Raw genomic sequence first — 20196 nt, 5'->3', positions numbered from 1 at the left:
CATCCCTTCAGTTCGAGCTCATGGAACGCGCCCCACAGGGCGCGTTTTTATTTGTGCTAATCGCCGGGGCCTTGCCCCGGTCCCCAGAGTATTCTTGGAAAGATGACAGGCAGGCCGAGCTGTCACTTTTCTCCAAATACTCCGGGGTGAGGCCGTTAGGCCGAGGGGCAGAGCCCCTTTGGCGTTAGAGGATACCGGGCAGGTTCAGCCCGTGTTCGCGCGCGCAGTCCTTGGCAATGTCATAGCCTGCATCCGCATGGCGCATGACGCCGGTGGCCGGGTCGTTCCACAGCACGCGGCCGATGCGGCGGTCGGCGTCCTCGGTGCCGTCGCAGCAGATCACCACGCCGGAATGCTGCGAGAAGCCCATGCCAACGCCGCCGCCGTGGTGTAGCGACACCCAGGTCGCGCCGGAGGCCGTGTTCAGCAGCGCGTTCAAGAGCGGCCAGTCGGACACCGCGTCGGAGCCGTCCATCATCGCCTCGGTCTCGCGGTTCGGGGACGCCACGGAACCCGAGTCCAGATGGTCCCGGCCAATGACGACCGGCGCTGACAGCTCGCCATTGCGGACCATCTCGTTGAAGGCGAGGCCCGCCTTGTGGCGGTCGCCGAGGCCGATCCAGCAGATCCGCGCCGGCAGCCCCTGAAAGGCGATGCGTTCCTGCGCCATGTCCAGCCAGCGGTGCAGGCCCTCGTTCTCGGGGAACAGCTCCTTCATCTTGGCGTCTGTCTTGCGGATGTCCTCCGGATCGCCCGACAGCGCGCACCAGCGGAACGGGCCGATGCCCTTGCAGAACAGCGGGCGGATATAGGCGGGCACAAAGCCGGGGAAGTCAAAGGCGTTCTCCAGCCCCTCCTCCAGCGCCATCTGGCGGATGTTGTTGCCGTAGTCGACGGTGGGAACGCCCATCGCGTGGAAATCGCACATCGCCTTGACCTGCACGCGCATACTGGCGCGGGCGGCCTTTTCAACCGCTTTCTTGTCCGTTTCGCGGCGCTCTTTCCACTCACCCATGGTCCAGCCCAGCGGCAGGTAGCCGTTGACCGGGTCGTGGGCAGAGGTCTGGTCGGTCACGATATCGGGACGGATGCCGCCTGCTTCGGCGCGCTTCACCAGCTCCGGGAAGATCTCAGCCGCGTTGCCCAGAAGGCCCACGGATTTCGCCTCGCCCGCAGCGGTCCAGCGCTCGATCATCTCCAGCGCTTCGTCCAGGGTTTCAGCCTTCTCGTCCAGGTATTTGGTGCGCAGGCGGAAGTCGATGCTGTCGGGGTTGCACTCCACCGCCAGGCAGCAGGCACCGGCAAACACGGCTGCCAGCGGCTGCGCGCCGCCCATGCCGCCGAGGCCGCCGGTCAGGATCCACTTGCCCTTGAGGTCGCCGCCATAATGCTGGCGGCCGGCCTCGGCAAAGGTTTCATAGGTGCCCTGCACGATCCCTTGCGTGCCGATGTAGATCCACGAACCAGCGGTCATCTGGCCGTACATCATCAGGCCCTTCTTATCGAGCTCGTTGAAGTGGTCCCAGTTGGCCCAATGCGGCACCAGGTTGGAGTTGGCGATCAGCACCCGCGGCGCATCCTTGTGGGTCTGGAACACGCCCACCGGCTTGCCGGACTGCACCATCAGGGTCTGGTCTTCCTCCAGGTTCTTCAGGGTCTCGACGATCAGGTCGAAATCCTTCCAGGTGCGCGCGGCGCGGCCGATGCCGCCGTAAACCACCAGCTCATGCGGGTTTTCGGCGACGTCGGGGTGCAGGTTGTTCATCATCATCCGCATCGGCGCCTCGGTCATCCAGGACTTGGCGGTGATTTCCGGGCCGGTGGGCGGGAAGATGTCGCGGGTGTTCTTGCGGGGATCGCTCATGCGGGCCTCCAGGTCTGAAGATCGGTGAGAATTTTGGTGAGATGGGCGCGCAGGTCTTCCGCGCGCTCCGGCAGGTAGGTCCAGGGCGGGCTTTCCTGGCAGTAGGTGGCCTGCGCCAGTTCCATCTGGATCGCGTGCAGCCCGTCCGCGGGCCGCCCGTAATGGCGGGTGGTCCAGCCGCCTTTGAAGCGCCCGTTGAGGGTGGAGGTATAGCCCTCCGCCGCCACGCAATGGGCCACGGTCAGCGCCTCGATTTCAGGGTCGCAGGTCTGTCCCATGTTGGTGCCCACGTTGAAATCCGGCAGGCGGCCCTCGAACAGGAACGGGATGTCGCCGCGGATCGAGTGGCAGTCATAAAGGATCGCAAAACCGTGGCTCGCCTTCACCCGCTCCAGCTCCGCCATCAGCGCCGCGTGATAGGGGGCGTGGTAGGCATCGCGGCGGCGGGTGATTTCCGCCTCATCGGGTTGCTTGCCCTCCTGCCAGATCGGCAGCCCGTCGAAATCGGTCATGGGCACCAGAGTGGTGGTGTTTTGCCCTGGATAGAGACTGATACCACCCGGATCGCGGTTCACGTCGATCACATAGCGGTGGCTTGGCGTACGGACGGTTGTGATGTCCTCTGCTAGCCCGGAATAGAGGTCATGGATATGCCAGTCTGTGTCCGCTAGCGCCTTGCCCGTCTCGTTCAGACACTCCCAGATTTCCGCTGGCACATCGGTGCCGGTGTGGGGCAAGCCTAGTACCAGCGGCGAGCTGCCTTGGGTCACTTCGATCATGCCGCCACCTTCACGCCAGCGGCCTCAGCAACCCGGCCTGCGCGGACCATGGCGCTGGCGGATTCAATTTCCGGCGCCAGATAGCGGTCCTCTGCCAGCGCGGGGATATCGGCCCGCAGCATTGCCAGCACGTCCTGCAGCCGCGCGGAGGTCTGCAGCGGCGCACGCGCCTCCACCCCTTGCGCAGCACAGAGCATTTCGACGCCCAGGATCACCGACAGATTGGCGTTCATCCGTCCCAGACGCAGCGCGCCATGGGCCGCCATCGACACGTGGTCCTCCTGGTTCGCTGACGTCGGGGTTGAGTCGGTCACGCAGGGGTTGGCCAGATGCTTGTTCTCGCTCATCAGCGCGGCGGTGGTCACCTCGGCGATCATGAAGCCGGAGTTCAGGCCCGGGTCAGGCGTCAGGAACGGCGGCAGGTCGTGGCTCAGCGTCGGATCGACCATCAGCGCCACCCGGCGCTGCGCGATGGCGCCGATTTCGGCCACCGCCAGCGCGATCTGGTCAGCCGCAAAGCCCACGTATTCGGCGTGGAAGTTGCCGCCCGAAACAATGCGGCCTTCTTTCACCAGCACCAGCGGGTTGTCGGTGACGGCGTTGGCCTCGATCTCCAGCGTCTTGGCAGCCATCCGCAGCACGTCCAGCGCCGCGCCCACCACCTGCGGCTGGCAGCGGATGCAATAGGGATCCTGCACCCGGGTGTCATCCTCGCGGTGGCTTTCGCGGATTTCGGACCCATCCATGATCGCGCGCATTTCGCGGGCCACGTCGATCTGCCCGGCATGGCCGCGCAAGGAATGGATGTCGGCGACCAGCGGCGCGGTGGAGCCCATGATGGCATCGGTCGAGAGCGCCGCAATCGCCATCGAGGCCTCTGCCATGCGCCAGGCGTCAAACAGCCCGGCCAGCGCGCAGGCGGTCGAGAACTGGGTGCCGTTGATTAGGCCCAGGCCTTCCTTGGGACCCAGCACAATAGGCTCTAACCCGGCCTTTTTCAGGGCATCAAGGCTGGACATGCGGGTGCCTTCGAACGTGGCCTCCCCTGCCCCGATCATCGCTGCCGCCATATGCGCCAGCGGCGCCAGGTCGCCGGAGGCGCCGACGGAGCCCTGCGACGGGATTACCGGGATCACGCCGCGTTCCAGCATCTGCTCGATCTGCTCGATCACCAGCCAGCGCACGCCGGAAGCACCGCGGCCCATGGACAGCAGTTTCAGCGTCATCATCAGCCGGGTCTTGTCCTCCGGCAGCGCCTCCCCTACCCCGCAGCAATGGCTGAGGATCAGGTTGCGCTGCAGGGTGGCGGTATCGGCCGGTGCGATCTTGGTCGAGGCGAGCTTGCCGAAACCGGTGTTGATGCCATAGACGGCCTCCTCCCCCGCTGCGGCGTCTGCCACCATTTTCGCGGCAGCCTCCACCGGTTCGCGGGCGGAGGCATCCAGCTTGGCCGGGGTCAGGTTGCGGTAGATATCTTCCAGCGTGGCTAGGGTCACTGTGCCCGGAACCATCTGAATCATCTCGATCATAGGGTGCCCTCATAGATACGGGTGTAAAGCGGGTTGAAGCCGATGCGGTAGGCGAGCTCGCCGGGCGTTTCCACGTCCCAGACCGCCAGATCGGCGCGCATACCGGCGGAAATCTCTCCGCGGTCCGTCAGCCCCAGCGCCCGGGCTGCGTTGCGTGTGACGCCTGCTAGCGCCTCCTCCGGGGTCATCCGGAACAGGGTGCAGCCCATGTTCATCGTCAGCAGAAGCGAGGTCAGCGGCGAGGAGCCGGGGTTGCAGTCGGTCGCCAGCGCCATCGGCACGCCGTGGGTCCGGAAGTGCTCAACCGGCGGCATCTGGGTTTCGCGGATGGTATAGAACGCACCCGGCAGGATCACCGCGACAGAACCGGAGGCCGCCATCGCCCTGGCATCATCCTCGGTGGCGTATTCCACGTGATCGACTGACAACGCGCCGTAGTCCGCGGCCAGCTTGGTGCCGCCCTGATGGCTCAGCTGCTCAGCGTGCAGTTTCACCGGCAGGCTAAGTTCCTTGGCAACCTTGAACACCCGTTCGATCTGCGCAGGCGCAAAAGCGATGTTTTCGCAGAAGCCGTCGACCGCATCCACCAGCCCCTCCGCATGGGCGGCGCGCAGGGCGGGGATGCAGACCTGATCAATATAATCATCGTCCCGGCCCTTGTACTCCGCCGGGGTGGCATGGGCACCGAGGAAGGTGGTTTTCACCGTCACATCCCGCAGTTCGCCCAGACGGCGGGCGGCGCGCAGCATATTCAGTTCGGTGTCCAGATCCAGCCCGTAGCCGGATTTCACCTCCACCACCGTGACACCCTCAGCAATCAGCGTATTCAGACGCGGAAGCGCGCCCTGTACCAGCTGCTCCAGCGACGCCTCGCGGGTGGCTGAAACGGTCGAAACGATGCCACCCCCAGCGCGTGCGACCTCTTCATAAGAGGCCCCATTCAGGCGCATTTCGAACTCCAGCGCCCGGTTGCCGCCAAAGACGATATGCGTGTGGCAGTCGATCAGGCCCGGTGTGATCAGGCGCCCGCCCATCGAGACACGGTCCCAGTTTTCATAGTCTTCTGGCAGCTGATCCTCTGGGCCGACCCACTGGATGCTGCCGTCTTTCACTGCGACGATACCGTCTCTGATCAGACCGTAGGGGGCGTCCCTATCGGCCATCGTGGCTAGCGTAGCGTCGCGGATCAGATAGGAACGGGGGCTGTTCATGGCATCCTCGCAAAAAGCTTGATGATATGAATGTATGTATATAACATTATTATGTCTATACATAAGAGGGGCAAATGCAGTCAATATTTGCACACCACGCGCGCCTGCCTCAGGGGTGGGTCACTGATCTGCGATTGACGGTTGCGGATGGTCGGATCGTCACGCTTGAACCCGGCGCGTTTGCACAGCCTCAAGATCATTGTGTCATGGCGCTGGTCCCGGCCCTCGCCAATCTGCATTCTCACAGTTTCCAGCGGGCCATGGCGGGCATGACCGAAACGCGCGTCTCGGGGAAAGAGAGTTTCTGGTCATGGCGCAAGCTGATGTATCAATTTGTCGATCACCTGACACCCGAACACTATGAGGCGATTGCTGGACTGGTCTTCATGGAAATGCTGGAGGCGGGTTATGCCTCGGTTGGGGAGTTCCACTATGTGCACCACCAACCCGGGGGACGGCCCTATGCCGCGCTGGGCGAGTTGAGCAATCGCGTCTTTGCGGCGGCGGACCTGACCGGGATCGGACTGACCCATCTGCCGGTTTTATACAGCTATGGCGGGGCAGGCCAGGTGCCTCTTTCCGGGGGTCAGCAGCGGTTTGGCAATGATGTGGCGCGCTATGCGGACCTTCTGTCCGATTGTCGTTCGATGGTGACGAAGAGCCTGCCGTCAGATGCGCGTGTCGGCATTGCGCCGCATTCGCTGCGGGCAACCGCACCAAAGGATCTGAAAGAGGTCCTGTCGCTGCGGTCGGGCGCGCCGGTGCATATACATATTGCAGAGCAACCGCAGGAAGTGACCGATATCAGCACTTGGCTGGGAGCGAGACCGGTAGAGTGGTTGCTGGAGAATTGCGGTGTCGGCGCAGATTGGTGCCTTATCCATGCGACCCATATGACAGCGCAGGAAACCCGCGATCTGGCGCAGAGCGGTGCCGTGGCCGGCCTCTGCCCGATTACCGAAGCCAACCTGGGCGACGGTCCCTTCAACGGTGCGGCGTTTCTGAGCCACGGAGGGAACTTCGGTGTCGGATCAGATTCCAACGTGCGGATTTCCCTGTCGGAAGAGCTGCGCATGCTTGAATATTCGCAGCGGCTGCGGGATCTGGCGCGTAATGTGATGGTACCGCAAGAGGGGTCCGTCGGAACGACCCTATATCTGGGTGCGGCCGAGGGTGGTGCGCAGGCGCTTGGCCGCGAGGCCGGTCGTCTGGAAGTCGGTGCTCTGGCGGATCTGATGGCTTTTGATACGACGCATGTCTCACTATGTGCGCTGCGCCCGGACCAGCTCCTTGATGGTCTTTGCTTCGCTTCCGATGATTCCGTGGTCAGCGATGTCTGGTCTGCAGGGCGTCATGTCGTCAGCGGCGGGCGCCATGCAAAGCGGGATCAGATCATCGCGGCTTATGCCTCAGCGGTTGCTGCGCTCCTTGACGCGCTTTAACAGAAGACACTGCTGCGCGCTGGCTGCTGGAGCAGTGGTCGAGCAGACTGGGGGACAGGTATGGTAGAACGGACAAAAATGGGTTTTCAGGATGTCCGTGACAACGTGCTGAAACGCATTCAGGACCGGGTCTGGGCGCAGGGCGACCTGTTGCCGACAGAGCAGGAACTGGCTGAGGAGTTCGGATGTGCCCGCGCCACTGTGAACCGTGCGCTGCGTGAGCTGGCGGAGCGAGGTATCATCGACCGCAAGCGTAAAAGCGGAACGCGGGTGGCAATGTTACCCGTGAAACAAGCCAAGCTGGAGATCACGCTGACGCGGCAGCTGGTCGAGGACCGAAATGCCACCTACCGTTACGCATTGGTCCACCGGAGAGAGGGTCCGGCGCCGGGCTGGCTGGCATCGCAATTGCAACTGGCACCAGCGTCGCCCGTTTTGCACGTGCGCGCCATGCACTATGGCGACAACCAGCCGTTCCAATATGAAGATCGCTGGATCAATATCGCCGCGGTGCCAAAGGTGACAGAGGCCGATTTTAGTGCGGTCGGACCAAATGAATGGCTGCTCGCCGAGGTGCCGTTTTCCACCGCCGAGCTGAGCTTTGGTGCCATTGCTGCGGATGCTGAATTGGCCGAGTATCTTGCCTGTCCGGTTGGCGCGCCACTGTTCCAGATGGAGCGGTCGACCTGGTTTCAGGCCCAGCCGGTCACCTTTGTTCGGATGAGTTTCCATCCCGGCTACCAGATGCGCAGCTGCTATTAGATCGCCCGACCAAGCGGCGATCCGTATTGACCAAACCCATGCCGCAGGGATATGGCGAGCGCATGGAAAAAAAGAAAATCTCCCGTCAGCAGGTCTACACGCTTGTGGTTCAGATCGGTCGCAAGGAAGGTGATGGTCTGCCCGTAGGGGCCACTGGTGCCGCCCTGATGATCTATGCCTCTGGCGTGGATGAGGCTGAAGCCGTGCGTGAAACCGTTGCAATTCTGAAGCAGGCCGATACCGCGCCGCTGGATGTCACCGGCTATGGCACATTGGCCGATCGCGAGGCCGAGGATCACGACATCTCGGATGAGGAACGTGAGCTGATGCAGCGTGCACTGGATGAGAATTCGGTGATCGTTGCGCAGATGACGCCCTTTTTTGACGACGGGCCTGCAACCCTGCACTAGCACGCAGGCCTCGCGTCTGCCGACCAGACTGCCGCCTAAACGGCGACGGGGTGCCGGGCTGTCAGGTCAGGGCGCCTTGCCGAACCACTTTCGATAGATATCGTCGTATTCGCCGTTTTCGCGTAGGGCCAGCAGCGCGCGGTTGATATCTTCCAGATGCTCGGAGCTATCGGGGAGCAGCAAGCCGTAGTCCTCGCGCAGGAATACCTGTCCGACGGCGCGGCCATGCAGACGACCTTCGCCTTCCATGTAGTGGTCCAGAACCGGGGCGTCGAAGACGACAACCCTGGTCTCACCGCTTTCGAAATCCTTCAGCAAGGACGCCAGATCCGAATATCCGCGATAGCTGATGTCACGGCGTTCGAGAAACCGCGCCGCCGTAGAGCCGTCGAGTGTGCCGACGTCCTTGTCATAGAGGTCATTCACTGAGTTGATCGACCCGCTGATCGCCTCGACCGTCATGACGGCTGTGATCTTGGCCACGAAAAGCGACACTACGAACAGGGATGAGACGACGAGGATAACGCCAAATATGCGCCCAATCGGGGTGCGTGGGACGCGTTCCTCAAAGCCGCCGTTGACCACGAGGTTCAGCGCCCACCAGAAGGAGGGGAACCAGGCCTCTTTCAGTGGGCGGTCGAAATAGGGCTGGGCACGTCGCTCCAGGCCCCACATCAGCATCCCGCCCCCCATCAGCAGGACCACAGCGACTGCAATTGCAAGCATCAGGTCGGCGGAAAACAGCACGCGGATCAATGAGGGCGCACGGACATCGGCGGCCGCTACCATGATCCGCAGACCGCTTTCGAAGATCGGGTGGCTGAAGTCCATTTCGGTTTCGCGTGCCGAGGTGATCGAAATATTGGCCGCTGCCATATCCACCTGGCCGCTGCGCACCAGATCCAGCATTTCGCCGAATGTATCTGTCCGCACCAGCTGATAATCCCAGCCCAGCCGGTCGCTCAGGCTGCGCACCAGATCAATGGAAAACCCGGTGTCGCGATCACCCTCTGTCATCGAAAACGGAGGGCGCGTGACCGTGCTGACAGTCAGAGTCTCGGCGGCCGCTGCCAGCCCCCACAGCAGATAGATCAGGACAAATGGAGCAAGAAAACGGCGCAACGGAACGATAGAACCCCATGAGACATCATTCGTTTTGTCCTTAGAATGTCCCACAGGCTCAGGCAAGCGTCGTGGTCAGGCGATGCGTCGTTCTGCCAGAACTGCGGCATCAAAGCTGCGCAGCAACGGGGCCGGGTCCACTGCATGTTCGGGAATCGTATTGCGATCCAGATGCGCCAGTGCGCTGGCGTCATAGGCGGCGCGGTTGCGGCGCAAACGCCCCAGATAAAGGCTCTCGACCGCGGTGCCTGCCGCTATGAAACGCTCATGGCGTGGCAGGATGAGCTGCGCCAGATCGACCAGCGGGAAGGGAGCCTGAGGGTCATCGGTAGGATCGGTATCAGCTTGCGTTACCAGCGCAGTCCCCAGCATCATCGCCGCAGTCAGACGGACGTCTGGACGACCAAAAAGGTAGTCGACATCGGTTCCCGAGACCACCAGTGGCTGCTGCGGCGCCAGCAGCAGATCATCTGTCAGCCCGAAGAACGGTGCGCGCAGTCGCAGGGGCGTATCATGGCCAATCGCGGGGACGCGGCGATCTAGCCGATGCAGGACCGGAACAGCTTCTCCTTCGGGTGTCAGAACCAGATCTCCGCGTTGCAGCTGCCCCAAGGGTATATTGCCGTCCGGCGTGGCAACCTTGGTGTGTGGCTCCAGCCCGCCCAGTGGTGCCATCTGTACGATTTCGCTGCTGAGAGAGGCGGAAAGCAGGCCGCAGGCCTCGGCTGAGGCGGGCAGCGCTGCGAGAAGCGTTCTTGCATCGCCGATGCGCAGCGGTGGCGGCGCCTGCAGGTCGGCCGTTGCGATAGTGCTCCCCGAGGCGGTCATCAGCGCAAGTCGCCCCCAGCGTGCCAGACTATCCCAGGAATAGATCAGACGTGCCGCGTTGCTTTCGCTGCCCGAAGGGTTCGGGGCGAGGATGCGTTGGTCCAGATGGCAGCCGGGCTGGCTGAGCGTCAGGGTGACGCCGCGGCCCAGGTTGCGTCTGAGCCGCAACAGCAGCGGCCAACCTTGGCAATCATCCACCGAACGGTCCAGCAGCAGCAGGTCGCCGCTTGGCCTGGCCTCGTCCAGCGACAGATCCAGACACAGGCTGCCCCGTGTCATCAAAACGTCGTCGGGAGCGTTGAGGCAGGTCTCGCGTTCAGTCACCGCAACCGCGATGGACGCCCGTTCGATGCTGCGTGTTGCCAGCCAGCTCATCCGATCAGCGCGCTGCAAGCGTGGCACGCAGAAGCCGCGCTTCATAGCTGCGCAGGCTGGGACGCGCCGCGGGGCCGTACCCTTTTCCGGTGAGCGGATCCAGCTCCGGGAACAGCGCTTGCAACTCGGCCAGAACGTCAGCGTCGAAATGTCGGCTGGTCTGTGGTCCCGGCAGGAAACTCTCGGTCAACAGGCCTTCACTGATGACCAGCTGATGCTCATCGAACATCACATGCACATAGGTCACCCGACCTCCCGGGCGGCGGGTAATCGACTGATCGTTGATCAGATCTTTTGCTGCGATCAGTACCTCATGGGCGCCAAAGAGCATCTCTGCCATCCCGTCGCTGAGCAAGATGCGGTGCTGTGGCGAAACCCAGAGTTCTTCATGATCTCCAAGCGCACCCGCCTTGATACAGATCGGAGCAAACCGCCCCTCGGCCTGAACCTGCCTTGAGCCTATCCAACGTAGCGGCTGCAAGCCGTTGTCCCGCGTCATGACCAGATCGCCGGGCCGCAGGGTCTCGACAGGTTGCAGCCCTTTGTCGGTCAGCAGGCGACTGCCGGTCACGAAGCAGGGGATGCTGGTGGCCTCGACATAGCCAACGTCACTGTTGGTGCCGTTGCTGGCTGTATAGGTAAAGGCGAAGTCCTCGACGTCGCCATCGCCGATCAGGGTCAGCGTGCCGTTTGCATTCAGCTGAACCTGCTGGCCGGTGCCAAGGGTAACAACGTCCCCGGCGACAACCGCGACCCCATTGATATGAGTGATCGTCAGCGTGCTTGTGGAGGTGTTGGTGTCATTGGCCAGCACATTGACCACCCGGGATCCATTGGCATCAACACGGGCGAAATCGGTCTGCGCGATCACATCGGTTTGTGCCGAATCGGCAGCGATCAGAAGATTGCTATCGTAGCTGCCATCCGACACATCGGCGATGCCGATCCGGATGGTGTTTTCCACGCCCGGATCAACCTGCATGGTCAGCGTCATCGTGACGGTCAGACCATCCATTTCGGTGTTGTAGTCGTCGTTGGCGTTGTCGAGATAGATATTGGAGTTCGTATTGGAGTTCACGTTGCCGGGATCGGTATCGCCGTTACCAAACTCCAGGTTGACCATCTCGCCGTTGACCCAGACGCCCACAAAATCCTGAAAGACAGAATCCTGGTATTCCGGGTATTCCTCTGAGGCGAAGACAAATTGAATCGTCATCACCGAGCCATCGGGCACAAATGTCACATCCAGATAGGAGGCGTCGAAGGTCTGCGTGCCAGCGGCGGCATTGAACGTGGGATCTCCGTTGGGGCCGTCGCTTGCGGTGGTCTGATTGGTGGACTGGTTGGCCTCTCCGGTTGAGTTGGTATAGGCGCTGGCCTGCCCGGTGGAGAGGATGATTCCGGTGTCCGACGGCGTCGCACCGGGCGCAATAGAGTCACCGTTGGAATAAATAGCCGACGCGCGGGTGTCACCGGTGTAGCTTGCGCTGATCACCTGCACGCCATCGCCAAAGATGGTCTCGGCCATCTGCACCGCAGTGGCGTTTATGTCATATGTCAGCTCGGATGCTGCAACCATTGTCTTGTCCCACCTCTTCACGATGAGGCAGCGCATGGTCTGGAACATGACACCTTTGAAAGGGGTGCCCCTGCGCCGCCTTAGGGCGACGCGATGTCCGATCTGCTCTGTGGCCCCGCTGTTACGGTGGATCCACGGCGATTGATGCTCTGCCTCGAGTCGTATTTTAAGGATTTATTAACACTCTCACCTCCCGCTTGTCCGGTTGGCGCAGACGGGCGTTGGAAATAATGCTGATCTGCGCGGCATTTGCGCCACAAACCGGCGTTTGGATTTAGCCGCTGTGTGGCAGGGGACGTGGATCCGCAGTCTTCTCCCTCTCCGGCAGCAGGAGATTTGCACCGCCGACAGAACCGAGGTAGCCAGAGGTCATGGAAGGGGGCCAGCCATGTCCGGCCCGAGAACCGGAGGACCCAAATGATGCAGCCGCCCGCGCATTCGCCGCTTGACCCGCAACAGCTCACCGCTGACCTGATCCGCTGTGCCTCGGTGACACCGGAGGAGGGCGGCGCGCTTGTCCTTCTCGAGAAAATCCTGACTGCAGCGGGGTTTTCCTGCAGCCGGGTTGATCGCGGCGAGGTCAGCAATCTGTTTGCCCGCTGGGGGCAAAAGGGGCACCCGCGCACCATTGGCTTCAACGGCCATACCGATGTGGTGCCGGTTGGCGATACCGCCGCTTGGACCGTCGATCCCTTTGGCGCAGAGGAGAAAGATGGTTTCATGTACGGGCGGGGGGCGACCGACATGAAGTCTGGTGTGGCGGCATTTGTAGCGGCTGCCGTCGATCTGGTTCAGACCGCGCCACCCGAGGGTGCCATTGTCCTGACCATCACCGGCGATGAAGAGGGTGACGCAGTCGATGGCACCACCGCGTTGCTGGATTACATGGACCGGGCGGGTGAGCAGATGTCGGTTTGCCTCGTGGGGGAGCCGACCTGCCCTAATGAAATGGGCGAAATGATCAAGATCGGTCGTCGCGGCTCGCTGTCAGCTTGGTTCACGGTGACCGGTGTGCAGGGGCATTCGGCCTATCCGCATCGTGCCAAAAACCCGTTGAGTGCAATGGCGCGCCTTATGGATCGTCTCGCCAGTCATGAGCTGGATCAGGGAACCGAACATTTCGACGCCTCCACCCTCGCCGTGGTCACGATCGATACCGGTAATCCTGCGACCAATGTGATTCCGGCAACGGCCCGTTCGACGGTGAACATCCGGTTCAACGACGCCCATTCCGGTGCCGGTCTCAGCGACTGGCTGCGGGCAGAAGCGGATCGCATCGCGGAGGAGTTCGGTGTTGAGATCGGTTTGGAGATCAAGATTTCGGGCGAGAGCTTCATCACTCCGCCCGGCCCGCTGTCGGATCTGGTGAGCACAGCGGTTGAGGCCGAGACCGGGCGCAGACCAGAGCTGTCCACGACGGGCGGCACCTCTGATGCACGTTTTGTGAAACACCATTGCCCGGTTGTCGAGATCGGGCTGGTTGGCAAGACGATGCACCAGGTTGATGAACGTGTGGAGATCGCCCAGATCCATCAGTTGAAATCGATTTATGGCCGTATCCTGCGGGATTACTTCGCCGGGAAGTGACCGGCAGGTGATCTGGCACATGAAGAGCGCGCGCGTCGGACAATGACATCCGGCGCGCGCTTTTCACGATGACCTTGGAGAGCGGGCGTGGTAGCTCAGACCTATGACCCGTATTCCTTCCAAGGCAGAAATCCTCGAGTGGATCTCAGCCCATCCGACCCATAACTCTAAACGCGACATCGCCAAGGCTTTCGGCATCAAAGGCTCCGACAGGATCGACCTGAAAAGGATCCTCAAGGAGCTCGAGGCAGAAGGCCATCTGGAGAAGCGCAAGAAAACCTACCGCGACCCGGAGCGCCTGCCGCCGGTCAGTGTCCTTCAGGTTAAGGCACCGGACAGCGATGGCGATCTTTTTGCGCGTCCGCTGGAATGGCACGGCGAAGGCGTAGAACCCATCGTGCTGGTGATGCCGCGTGCGTCCGACCCTGCGCTGGGCGAGGGGGATCGGATCCTGGCACGTCTAACCCTGGTTCAGGACGCCGAATATCACTATGAGGCACGGCTGATCCGCCGTATTGGCACGAACCCGCGCCGGGTCATCGGGATCTTCCGCAAGGGTGATGAAGGCGGTCGTATCGTGCCTATCGACAAATCGGCATCGACGGAATGGGCGGTCGCGGAAAACGCCACCCATGGTGCGCGCGACGGTGAACTGGTTGAAGCCGAGCAGGCCGGACCGAAATCGCGTCTTGGCCTGCCGCGGGCCCGCGTTGTCGACCGTCTTGGTGATCCGTCAGCGCCCAAGGCGGTCTCGTTGATCGCCATCCATCAGCACGGCATCCCCGACCATTTCCCCGATGAGGTAATTGCGGAGGCCGATGCGGCCAAACCCATGGGGCTGAAGGGGCGCGAGGATCTGCGCGATCTGCCGTTGATCACCATCGACCCGGCGGATGCACGGGACCATGACGACGCCTGCTATGCCCATGCGGATGACGACCCGAAGAATCCCGGTGGCCATGTCATCTGGGTCGCGATTGCCGATGTCGCGGCCTATGTGCGCCCCGAGTCGATGCTGGATCGCGAGGCCCGTAAACGCGGCAATTCCAGCTATTTCCCGGATCGTGTCGTGCCGATGTTGCCTGACCGTCTGTCCGGCGATCTCTGCAGCCTCCACGAAGGGGTGCCGCGCGCCTGTATCGCCGTTCGGATGCAGATTGATGCGCATGGAAACAAGATCGGCCATCGCTTTGTGCGCGGGTTGATGCGGTCTGCGGCATCGCTGCACTACGGGGAAGTGCAGGAGGCCATGGATGGGACGCCGAATGATCGCACGGGCCCCTTCTTAGAGCCTGTTATCAAGCCGCTTTATGCTGCCTACGCAGCCTTGGTCAAAGCGCGCGCAGACCGTCAGCCGCTTGATCTCGACCTACCCGAACGCAAGATTGTTCTGGACGAGAAGGGCACGGTCGTCTCGGTTAATTTCCGCGACCGGCTGGATGCGCACAAGCTGATTGAGGAGTTCATGGTGCTTGCCAATGTGGCGGCCGCCGAGACCCTGATCAAGAAGCGCACCCCGCTGTTGTTCCGCGTGCATGAGGAGCCGGCACCAGAGAAGCTGGAAGCGCTCCGCGAAACCGCCCGCGCGGCCGGGCTTTCGCTGGCCAAAGGGCAGGTGTTGCAGACCCGTCATCTGAATGCACTGCTGCATGGGGCTGCGGGCACCGATGACGCTGAGTTGATCAACATCTCGACTCTGCGCTCCATGCAGCAGGCCTATTATGCGCCTGAGAACTTTGGGCATTTCGGTCTCGCCCTGCGCAACTATGCGCATTTTACCTCACCGATCCGCCGCTACGCCGACCTTATCGTGCACCGGGCGCTGATTTCAGCCCATGGCTGGGGCGACGACGGTTTGGCGACCTCCGAAATTGAGCGGCTGGAGCAGATCGCCACCCATATCTCCGAGACTGAGCGGCGGTCGATGATGGCGGAACGGGACACCACCGATCGTTATCTGGCGGCCTATCTGGCCGAACGGGTCGGCAATGAATTCGAAGGCCGGATCAGCGGCATCGCGCGCTTTGGCGCTTTTGTGAAACTGGACGAAACCGGGGCTGATGGCCTGGTGCCCGTCCGGTCCATCGGCCGGGAGTTCTTTCACTTTGATGCCGAGGCGGGAACCTTGATGGGCTCCGATACCGGGTTGATCATCGCCATCGGCCAGCGGGTGAAGGTGCGATTGGCACAGGCGACCCCGGTGACCGGTGGGTTGGAGCTTGAACTTCTGTCTATCGACGACAAGCCGATGCCTGCGGGGGGCGGCAGCGGACGCCGCAGCCCGGCCGGGCGCTCGGTGAAACGCAAATCCGCCAAAGCAAAGGCCAAGCGCAGCAAGATCAAGCGCAAGGTGGAGAGAAAGCGCCGCAGCTGACAGCGGCGCGCCCCTTGTTAGGCTCTAGTTGAAACGGTCCGGGTCAACCCGGGTCTCACCGGCTACGGTCGTGGAGGCATGATAGGTCAGCGCGTGACGGATCAACCAGCCGTGGCGCAATGGCTCCACATCTTCGACCCGGTCGAACAATACGCCGCGGGTCCCGTCGAATTTGTCCCAGGCTGGATAGCGACTGGCAAAATTGTCGATCACTCTGCTCTGGCAGTGAACCAGCAGGGCGAATCGCGCGTGCTTCGATGGTCCCAGCCGCAGCGGTGTTCCAAGCCCGGAGCGCGCCGCCGCATATGACGGCTGACCCCATTTCAATGTCTCGGCCACCGCCCCGACCTCCGGGGCATTCTCTGCAACCTCAAAGATCAGCTCCCGCAGACGCAACAGGCCTTCGCGCGCGTCCGGGGGGGCTTGATCAAAGACGGCAGCGACTTCGGCGCTGGCAAAGGGGCGTATCATATCCGTTTGGCTCCTTGATGAATGGTCTCTCTGTTTTAGCGGCGCGTGATGACAGAAACTGTCATTAGGGTTAGAGAGTATGAGACATGTCTCGATCTCATCGTCTCTTTCAGCTTATGCAGTTGCTGCGCCAGGGTGCCGGTCCTCATACCGCCGCCGGACTGGCGCAGGATCTGGGAATTTCGGCCCGCAGCGTGCACCGGGACATCGCAACCCTGCGCGAGATGGGGGCGATTATCGACGGAGAGGCAGGCTATGGCTTCACCCTGATCGAAGACAACGCATTGCCGCCCATGGGGTTTCGCGACACTGAATTGGAAGCGCTGGTTCTGGGACTGCGCGAAGTTCAGCAGATCGGCGATCCGGAACTGGCGGATGCCGCCGCCGAGGCCTTGCGAAAGTTGCAGGCCAGATTGCCGGACCGGCAGGCCCACAGGCTGCGCCATGCTGTCCTGTCAGCCTATCGCTTTCAGAGACCGGAGCCGCCGGGTATTGCGCTGGCGGATCTGCGCCGTGCCACATGGGACGAGGTCGAGGTACTGCTGGACTACTGCGATGCCAAAGGCGCCGTCACCAAGCGGCAGGTGAAACCGCTCGGTCTGGTCTATTTCGATCGCTCCACGGTGCTGATCGCCTGGTGCGGGCTGCGCGATGATGTGCGGGTGTTTCGGGTGGATCGGATTGCCGGGTTCGAGGCGACAAACATCAGTTTTCGCCCGCAACGCGTCCCGATGCTGCGGGATGCGCTGGCCCAGATGCGGGCCGACCGTGTCGCCTGCGGGCCAGTCCAAACCGCAGCCCCGGATCCGCCCGAGGCTTGATCCCGGCAGATCGGCAAACCTCCGCACATCCCTTCAGCGGCGCTTTGTGGGAACCTGCGATGCGGGTAGACTGGCAGCGAGCAGAAAAAAATGAGGTGTAAGATGCGATACGATCTTGGCGCCCGAAGGCAGATACTCCTGAAAACGGCGATGGTTGCGGCATTGATGATGACCGCTGTTGGCGCGCAATCCAGCCCGCCGGCTGCAACCGGACGACAGGTGGTAGAGGGGGCGACGTCGCAGCCGCCGCAGGTTTCCCTACGACCGATTGCCCGCCCGGTGGCTGTTTCGGCTATGACGGAGCCGCGATTGCGGCCTCGGACGCGCCCGCTACAGCAGACAACGGCAGCGGAACAGCCCAGCGTTTCGGCCGCCAAGCAGCGCGCCTTTCAGGGCTGGATAACGGCCTTTCATCCCCGGGCACGGGCCGAGGGGCTGTCGCAGGCCACTTTGGACCGTGCGTTTGCCGATGTGAGTTTTGACCCGGATATTGTGCAGCGGGATGGCAATCAGTCAGAGTTTGTCACTCCTATCTGGACCTACCTTGAGCGCGCGGTTTCCGAGGCGCGGATCGACAACGGCAAGGCGGCGCTGCTCGACCATGCGCAGACGCTGGCACGAATCGAGGCCCGCTATGGCGTCGACAAGGAAGTCGTTGCGGCTGTTTGGGGCATGGAAAGCAACTATGGCCGGTTTCGTGGGGAGCGTGAAATCATCCGTTCGCTCGCCACATTGGCTTTTGACGGGCGGCGCGGGGCCTTCTTTGAGAGCCAGCTGATCGCCGCCTTGAAGATTCTTCAGGCTGGCGATGTCTCCCCGCGTGCAATGACGGGCAGCTGGGCAGGGGCCATGGGGCATACGCAGTTCATGCCGACATCTTATCTGGCCTATGCGGTGGATTTCACCGGGGATGGCAAACGCGATATCTGGTCGGATGATCCCACAGACGCGCTGGCCTCAACCGCTGCCTATCTCAAGCGGTTTGGCTGGGTAAAAGGTCAGCCATGGGGGCTGGAGGTCCGGCTGCCAGCCGGTTTCGACTATGCGCAGGCGGATCGCAAGATCACCAAATCCGCAGAGAGCTGGCGCAGGCTCGGCGTTACCCGTGCAGATGGCAGCCCCTTGCCCGACCATGGCGAGGGAGCGCTACTGCTGCCCGCAGGCGCGCAGGGCGCGGCCTTCATGGTCTATCGAAATTTCGCGGCCATCGAACGTTACAATGCAGCTGATGCCTATGTTATCGGCGTGGGTCATCTGAGCGACCGGCTGCGGGGCGGTGGTCCGATTCTGGCCAGCTGGCCGCAGGACAGCCGCCCCCTGACCTACAAGGAGCGGCGCGAACTCCAGCAGCGGCTGACAGGGGCGGGATATGGCACCGGCGGCGCGGACGGGCGGATCGGGCCAAAAACCCGCGCCGCCCTGCGCGCCTATCAACTGGCGATGGGTCTGACACCCGATGGTCACCCCTCGCTCACGGTATTGAATCGGCTGCGCTGACGGCCCTAGCCGAGCGCAGCCGTTGCAAAGGCAATGGCCAGTCCCAGCCCCAATCCGCAAAGACCGGGCACAACCCAGCCGGACGCCCCTTGGCGGCGTCGGCTTCGGTCGTCGTTTTCATGGGTCTGCGCGATCAGCGCCTGTTCGACCAGTGCGGGCAGGCGGGGGCCGAAGCGCGCCATCACCTTGGCGGTGCTCATCAGATCGCCGACCACCGCGCGCGGGCCGATGGATTTTTTGATGTAATCCTCAACCACGGGGCGCGCTGAATTCCAGATATTGATATGCGGATCCAGCGACCGCGCCACGCCTTCCACCACCACCATGGTGCGTTGCAGCAGAATCAGCTCGGTGCGGGTCTCCATGCCAAAACGTTCGGTCACCTCAAACAGGTAGTTGAGCAAGCGACCCATTGAGATATGGGTGGCATCCATGCCAAAAATCGGCTCGCCCACGGCGCGCAACGCACGGGCAAATTCATCGACATCGCGGTCGGCCGGTACGTAACCGGCCTCGAAATGCACCTCGGCCACCCGCTTGTAATCACGCTTGATGAAGCCAAAGAGGATCTCGGCGTAGACGCGGCGGGTGTATTCGTCGATGTGCCCCATGATGCCAAAATCATAGGCGATGATATCGCCATTGGCGGCGACCTTCAGGTTGCCCTGGTGCATGTCGGCATGGAAATAGCCGTCGCGCAACGCATGGCGTAGAAACAGCGAAAGCACGCGCTCCGCCAACACCCGGCGATCGTGGCCAGCGGCATCCAGCGCGGCATTGTCGCCAAGTGGGAGCCCATCGGCCCAGCCCAGTGTCATGACCCGGCGGGCCGAGTGATTCCACAGGATTTCCGGCAGCTGAAATCCGTCGTCATCCTTGGTATTGGCGGCAAATTCCGAGGCTGCCGCGCTTTCCAGTCGCAGGTCCAGCTCACCCTGCACCACGCCGTCGAAATGCTTGATCACATCCATCGGCTTGAGCCGCCGCGCGCCGGGCGCAAACAAATCGGCGATCCGTGCGGCAAAATAGAATGCGTCCACATCCTTGCGGAAGGCGCGTTCGATGCCGGGGCGCAGAACCTTCACCGCCACTTCGCGACCGCTCTCGACGAGCCTTGCGCGATGGACCTGCGCGATGGAGGCAGCCGCAATCGGTTCGCTGAATTCGGAATAGATATGCTCGACCGGCTGGCCCAACTCGTGTTCGACCTGTGCCATGGCTTCGGCTCGGGAAAACGGCGGCAGCTTGTCCTGTAGAACGCGCAGCTGTAGCGCCAGATCGTCACCGACCACATCGGGTCGGGTCGATAGCACCTGACCGAACTTAATGTAGGCAGGCCCCAGCGCGGTCAGCGCTCGGGTGGCGGGCGGCATCGAGGGATCGCCCTTGTAGCCGAGCCATTTGAACGGCCAGCCAAGGGTGCGGGCCAGAATACGCAGCGGTTTCGGCGCCTCGAAAGCATCAAGCACCACGTTCATGGCGCCAGTGCGCTCAAAAGTGGCGCCTGTGCGGATCAGGCGGATAATATTGTGGGGTCCACGCATG

Annotated in this window: 16 protein-coding genes; 7 read left to right on the top strand and 9 right to left on the bottom strand. The window is 62.3% G+C overall.

The annotated features are described in order from the left end of the window. Window positions 1-184 precede the first annotated feature (184 nt). The 4 genes from hutU to hutI are packed head-to-tail and all read right to left on the bottom strand — an operon-like array spanning window position 185 to window position 5383. A complete protein-coding gene (hutU, locus tag VWY75_RS13445) occupies window positions 185-1864 on the bottom strand; it encodes a urocanate hydratase (RefSeq protein ID WP_416538115.1) in 1680 nt (559 codons plus the stop codon). Continuing rightward, window positions 1861-2643: an N-formylglutamate deformylase gene (hutG, locus tag VWY75_RS13440; protein WP_416538116.1), complete on the bottom strand. Its 783-nt coding sequence runs from the start codon at window positions 2641-2643 to the stop codon at window positions 1861-1863. The genes hutU and hutG overlap by 4 nt, the downstream gene beginning before the upstream one ends. Then, window positions 2640-4163 carry a histidine ammonia-lyase gene (gene hutH, locus VWY75_RS13435; RefSeq protein WP_416538130.1) on the bottom strand — a complete coding sequence of 508 codons (1524 nt, stop codon included), beginning with the start codon at window positions 4161-4163 and terminating at the stop codon, window positions 2640-2642. The genes hutG and hutH overlap by 4 nt, the downstream gene beginning before the upstream one ends. Before the next feature lie 5 nt (window positions 4164-4168). Next, window positions 4169-5383, bottom strand: a complete 1215-nt coding sequence (hutI, locus tag VWY75_RS13430; RefSeq protein ID WP_416538117.1) for an imidazolonepropionase — start codon at window positions 5381-5383, stop codon at window positions 4169-4171. A gap of 74 nt (window positions 5384-5457) precedes the next feature. On the opposite strand from hutI, the gene VWY75_RS13425 reads away from it, so the two are divergent. The 3 genes from VWY75_RS13425 to VWY75_RS13415 all read left to right on the top strand — a co-directional run bounded on the left by VWY75_RS13425 (window position 5458) and on the right by VWY75_RS13415 (window position 7997). Continuing rightward, the gene (locus VWY75_RS13425) at window positions 5458-6825 is read left to right on the top strand and encodes a formimidoylglutamate deiminase (protein ID WP_416538118.1); all 1368 of its coding nucleotides are present in this window, start codon (window positions 5458-5460) and stop codon (window positions 6823-6825) included. Between the two features lie 60 nt (window positions 6826-6885). Continuing rightward, a complete protein-coding gene (locus VWY75_RS13420; RefSeq protein ID WP_416541645.1) occupies window positions 6886-7587 on the top strand; it encodes a GntR family transcriptional regulator in 702 nt (233 codons plus the stop codon). 62 nt (window positions 7588-7649) lie between these two features. Continuing rightward, the gene (locus VWY75_RS13415) at window positions 7650-7997 is read left to right on the top strand and encodes a hypothetical protein (RefSeq protein WP_416538120.1); all 348 of its coding nucleotides are present in this window, start codon (window positions 7650-7652) and stop codon (window positions 7995-7997) included. 66 nt (window positions 7998-8063) lie between these two features. On the opposite strand, the gene VWY75_RS13410 is transcribed toward VWY75_RS13415, so the two are convergent. The 3 genes from VWY75_RS13410 to VWY75_RS13400 form a co-directional block, all read right to left on the bottom strand. Further along, complete coding sequence (locus VWY75_RS13410) at window positions 8064-9119, bottom strand: transporter substrate-binding domain-containing protein (RefSeq protein WP_340547220.1); 1056 nt, start codon at window positions 9117-9119, stop codon at window positions 8064-8066. Between the two features lie 75 nt (window positions 9120-9194). Beyond that, complete coding sequence (locus VWY75_RS13405; protein ID WP_416538121.1) at window positions 9195-10322, bottom strand: Hint domain-containing protein; 1128 nt, start codon at window positions 10320-10322, stop codon at window positions 9195-9197. A gap of 4 nt (window positions 10323-10326) precedes the next feature. Then, entirely contained in the window at window positions 10327-11901 is a 1575-nt protein-coding gene (locus tag VWY75_RS13400; RefSeq protein WP_340547222.1) for a Hint domain-containing protein, read from the bottom strand. Window positions 11902-12318: 417 nt separating this feature from the next. Here VWY75_RS13400 and dapE point away from each other — a divergent pair, with 417 nt between their 5' ends. Together dapE and rnr are read left to right on the top strand one after the other, a co-directional pair. Further along, a complete protein-coding gene (gene dapE / locus VWY75_RS13395; protein ID WP_416538122.1) occupies window positions 12319-13488 on the top strand; it encodes a succinyl-diaminopimelate desuccinylase in 1170 nt (389 codons plus the stop codon). Window positions 13489-13591: 103 nt separating this feature from the next. Next, a complete protein-coding gene (gene rnr / locus VWY75_RS13390) occupies window positions 13592-15862 on the top strand; it encodes a ribonuclease R (protein ID WP_416538123.1) in 2271 nt (756 codons plus the stop codon). A 24-nt stretch (window positions 15863-15886) separates the two neighbouring features. Here the strand turns inward: rnr and VWY75_RS13385 are convergent, their stop codons facing one another. Then, the gene (locus VWY75_RS13385) at window positions 15887-16333 is read right to left on the bottom strand and encodes a DUF1801 domain-containing protein (RefSeq protein WP_340547225.1); all 447 of its coding nucleotides are present in this window, start codon (window positions 16331-16333) and stop codon (window positions 15887-15889) included. An 86-nt stretch (window positions 16334-16419) separates the two neighbouring features. On the opposite strand from VWY75_RS13385, the gene VWY75_RS13380 reads away from it, so the two are divergent. Both VWY75_RS13380 and VWY75_RS13375 read left to right on the top strand, forming a co-directional pair. Then, window positions 16420-17154, top strand: coding sequence for a helix-turn-helix transcriptional regulator (locus VWY75_RS13380; protein WP_416538124.1), 735 nt, complete (start codon window positions 16420-16422; stop codon window positions 17152-17154). Window positions 17155-17256: 102 nt separating this feature from the next. Continuing rightward, on the top strand, window positions 17257-18651 hold the full coding sequence (locus VWY75_RS13375) for a lytic murein transglycosylase (RefSeq protein ID WP_416538125.1): 1395 nt from the start codon (window positions 17257-17259) through the stop codon (window positions 18649-18651). Window positions 18652-18656: 5 nt separating this feature from the next. Here the strand turns inward: VWY75_RS13375 and ubiB are convergent, their stop codons facing one another. Further along, window positions 18657-20195, bottom strand: a complete 1539-nt coding sequence (ubiB, locus tag VWY75_RS13370; RefSeq protein ID WP_340547228.1) for a 2-polyprenylphenol 6-hydroxylase — start codon at window positions 20193-20195, stop codon at window positions 18657-18659. Window position 20196 lies beyond the last annotated feature (1 nt).

It is taken from the genome of Phaeobacter sp. JH20_08, from assembly GCF_048056635.1.
GTDB classification, from domain to species: domain Bacteria; phylum Pseudomonadota; class Alphaproteobacteria; order Rhodobacterales; family Rhodobacteraceae; genus Phaeobacter; species Phaeobacter bryozoorum.
The sequence above is the reverse complement of the archived record's forward strand: the minus strand, read 5'-3'. Positions and strand labels throughout refer to the sequence as shown.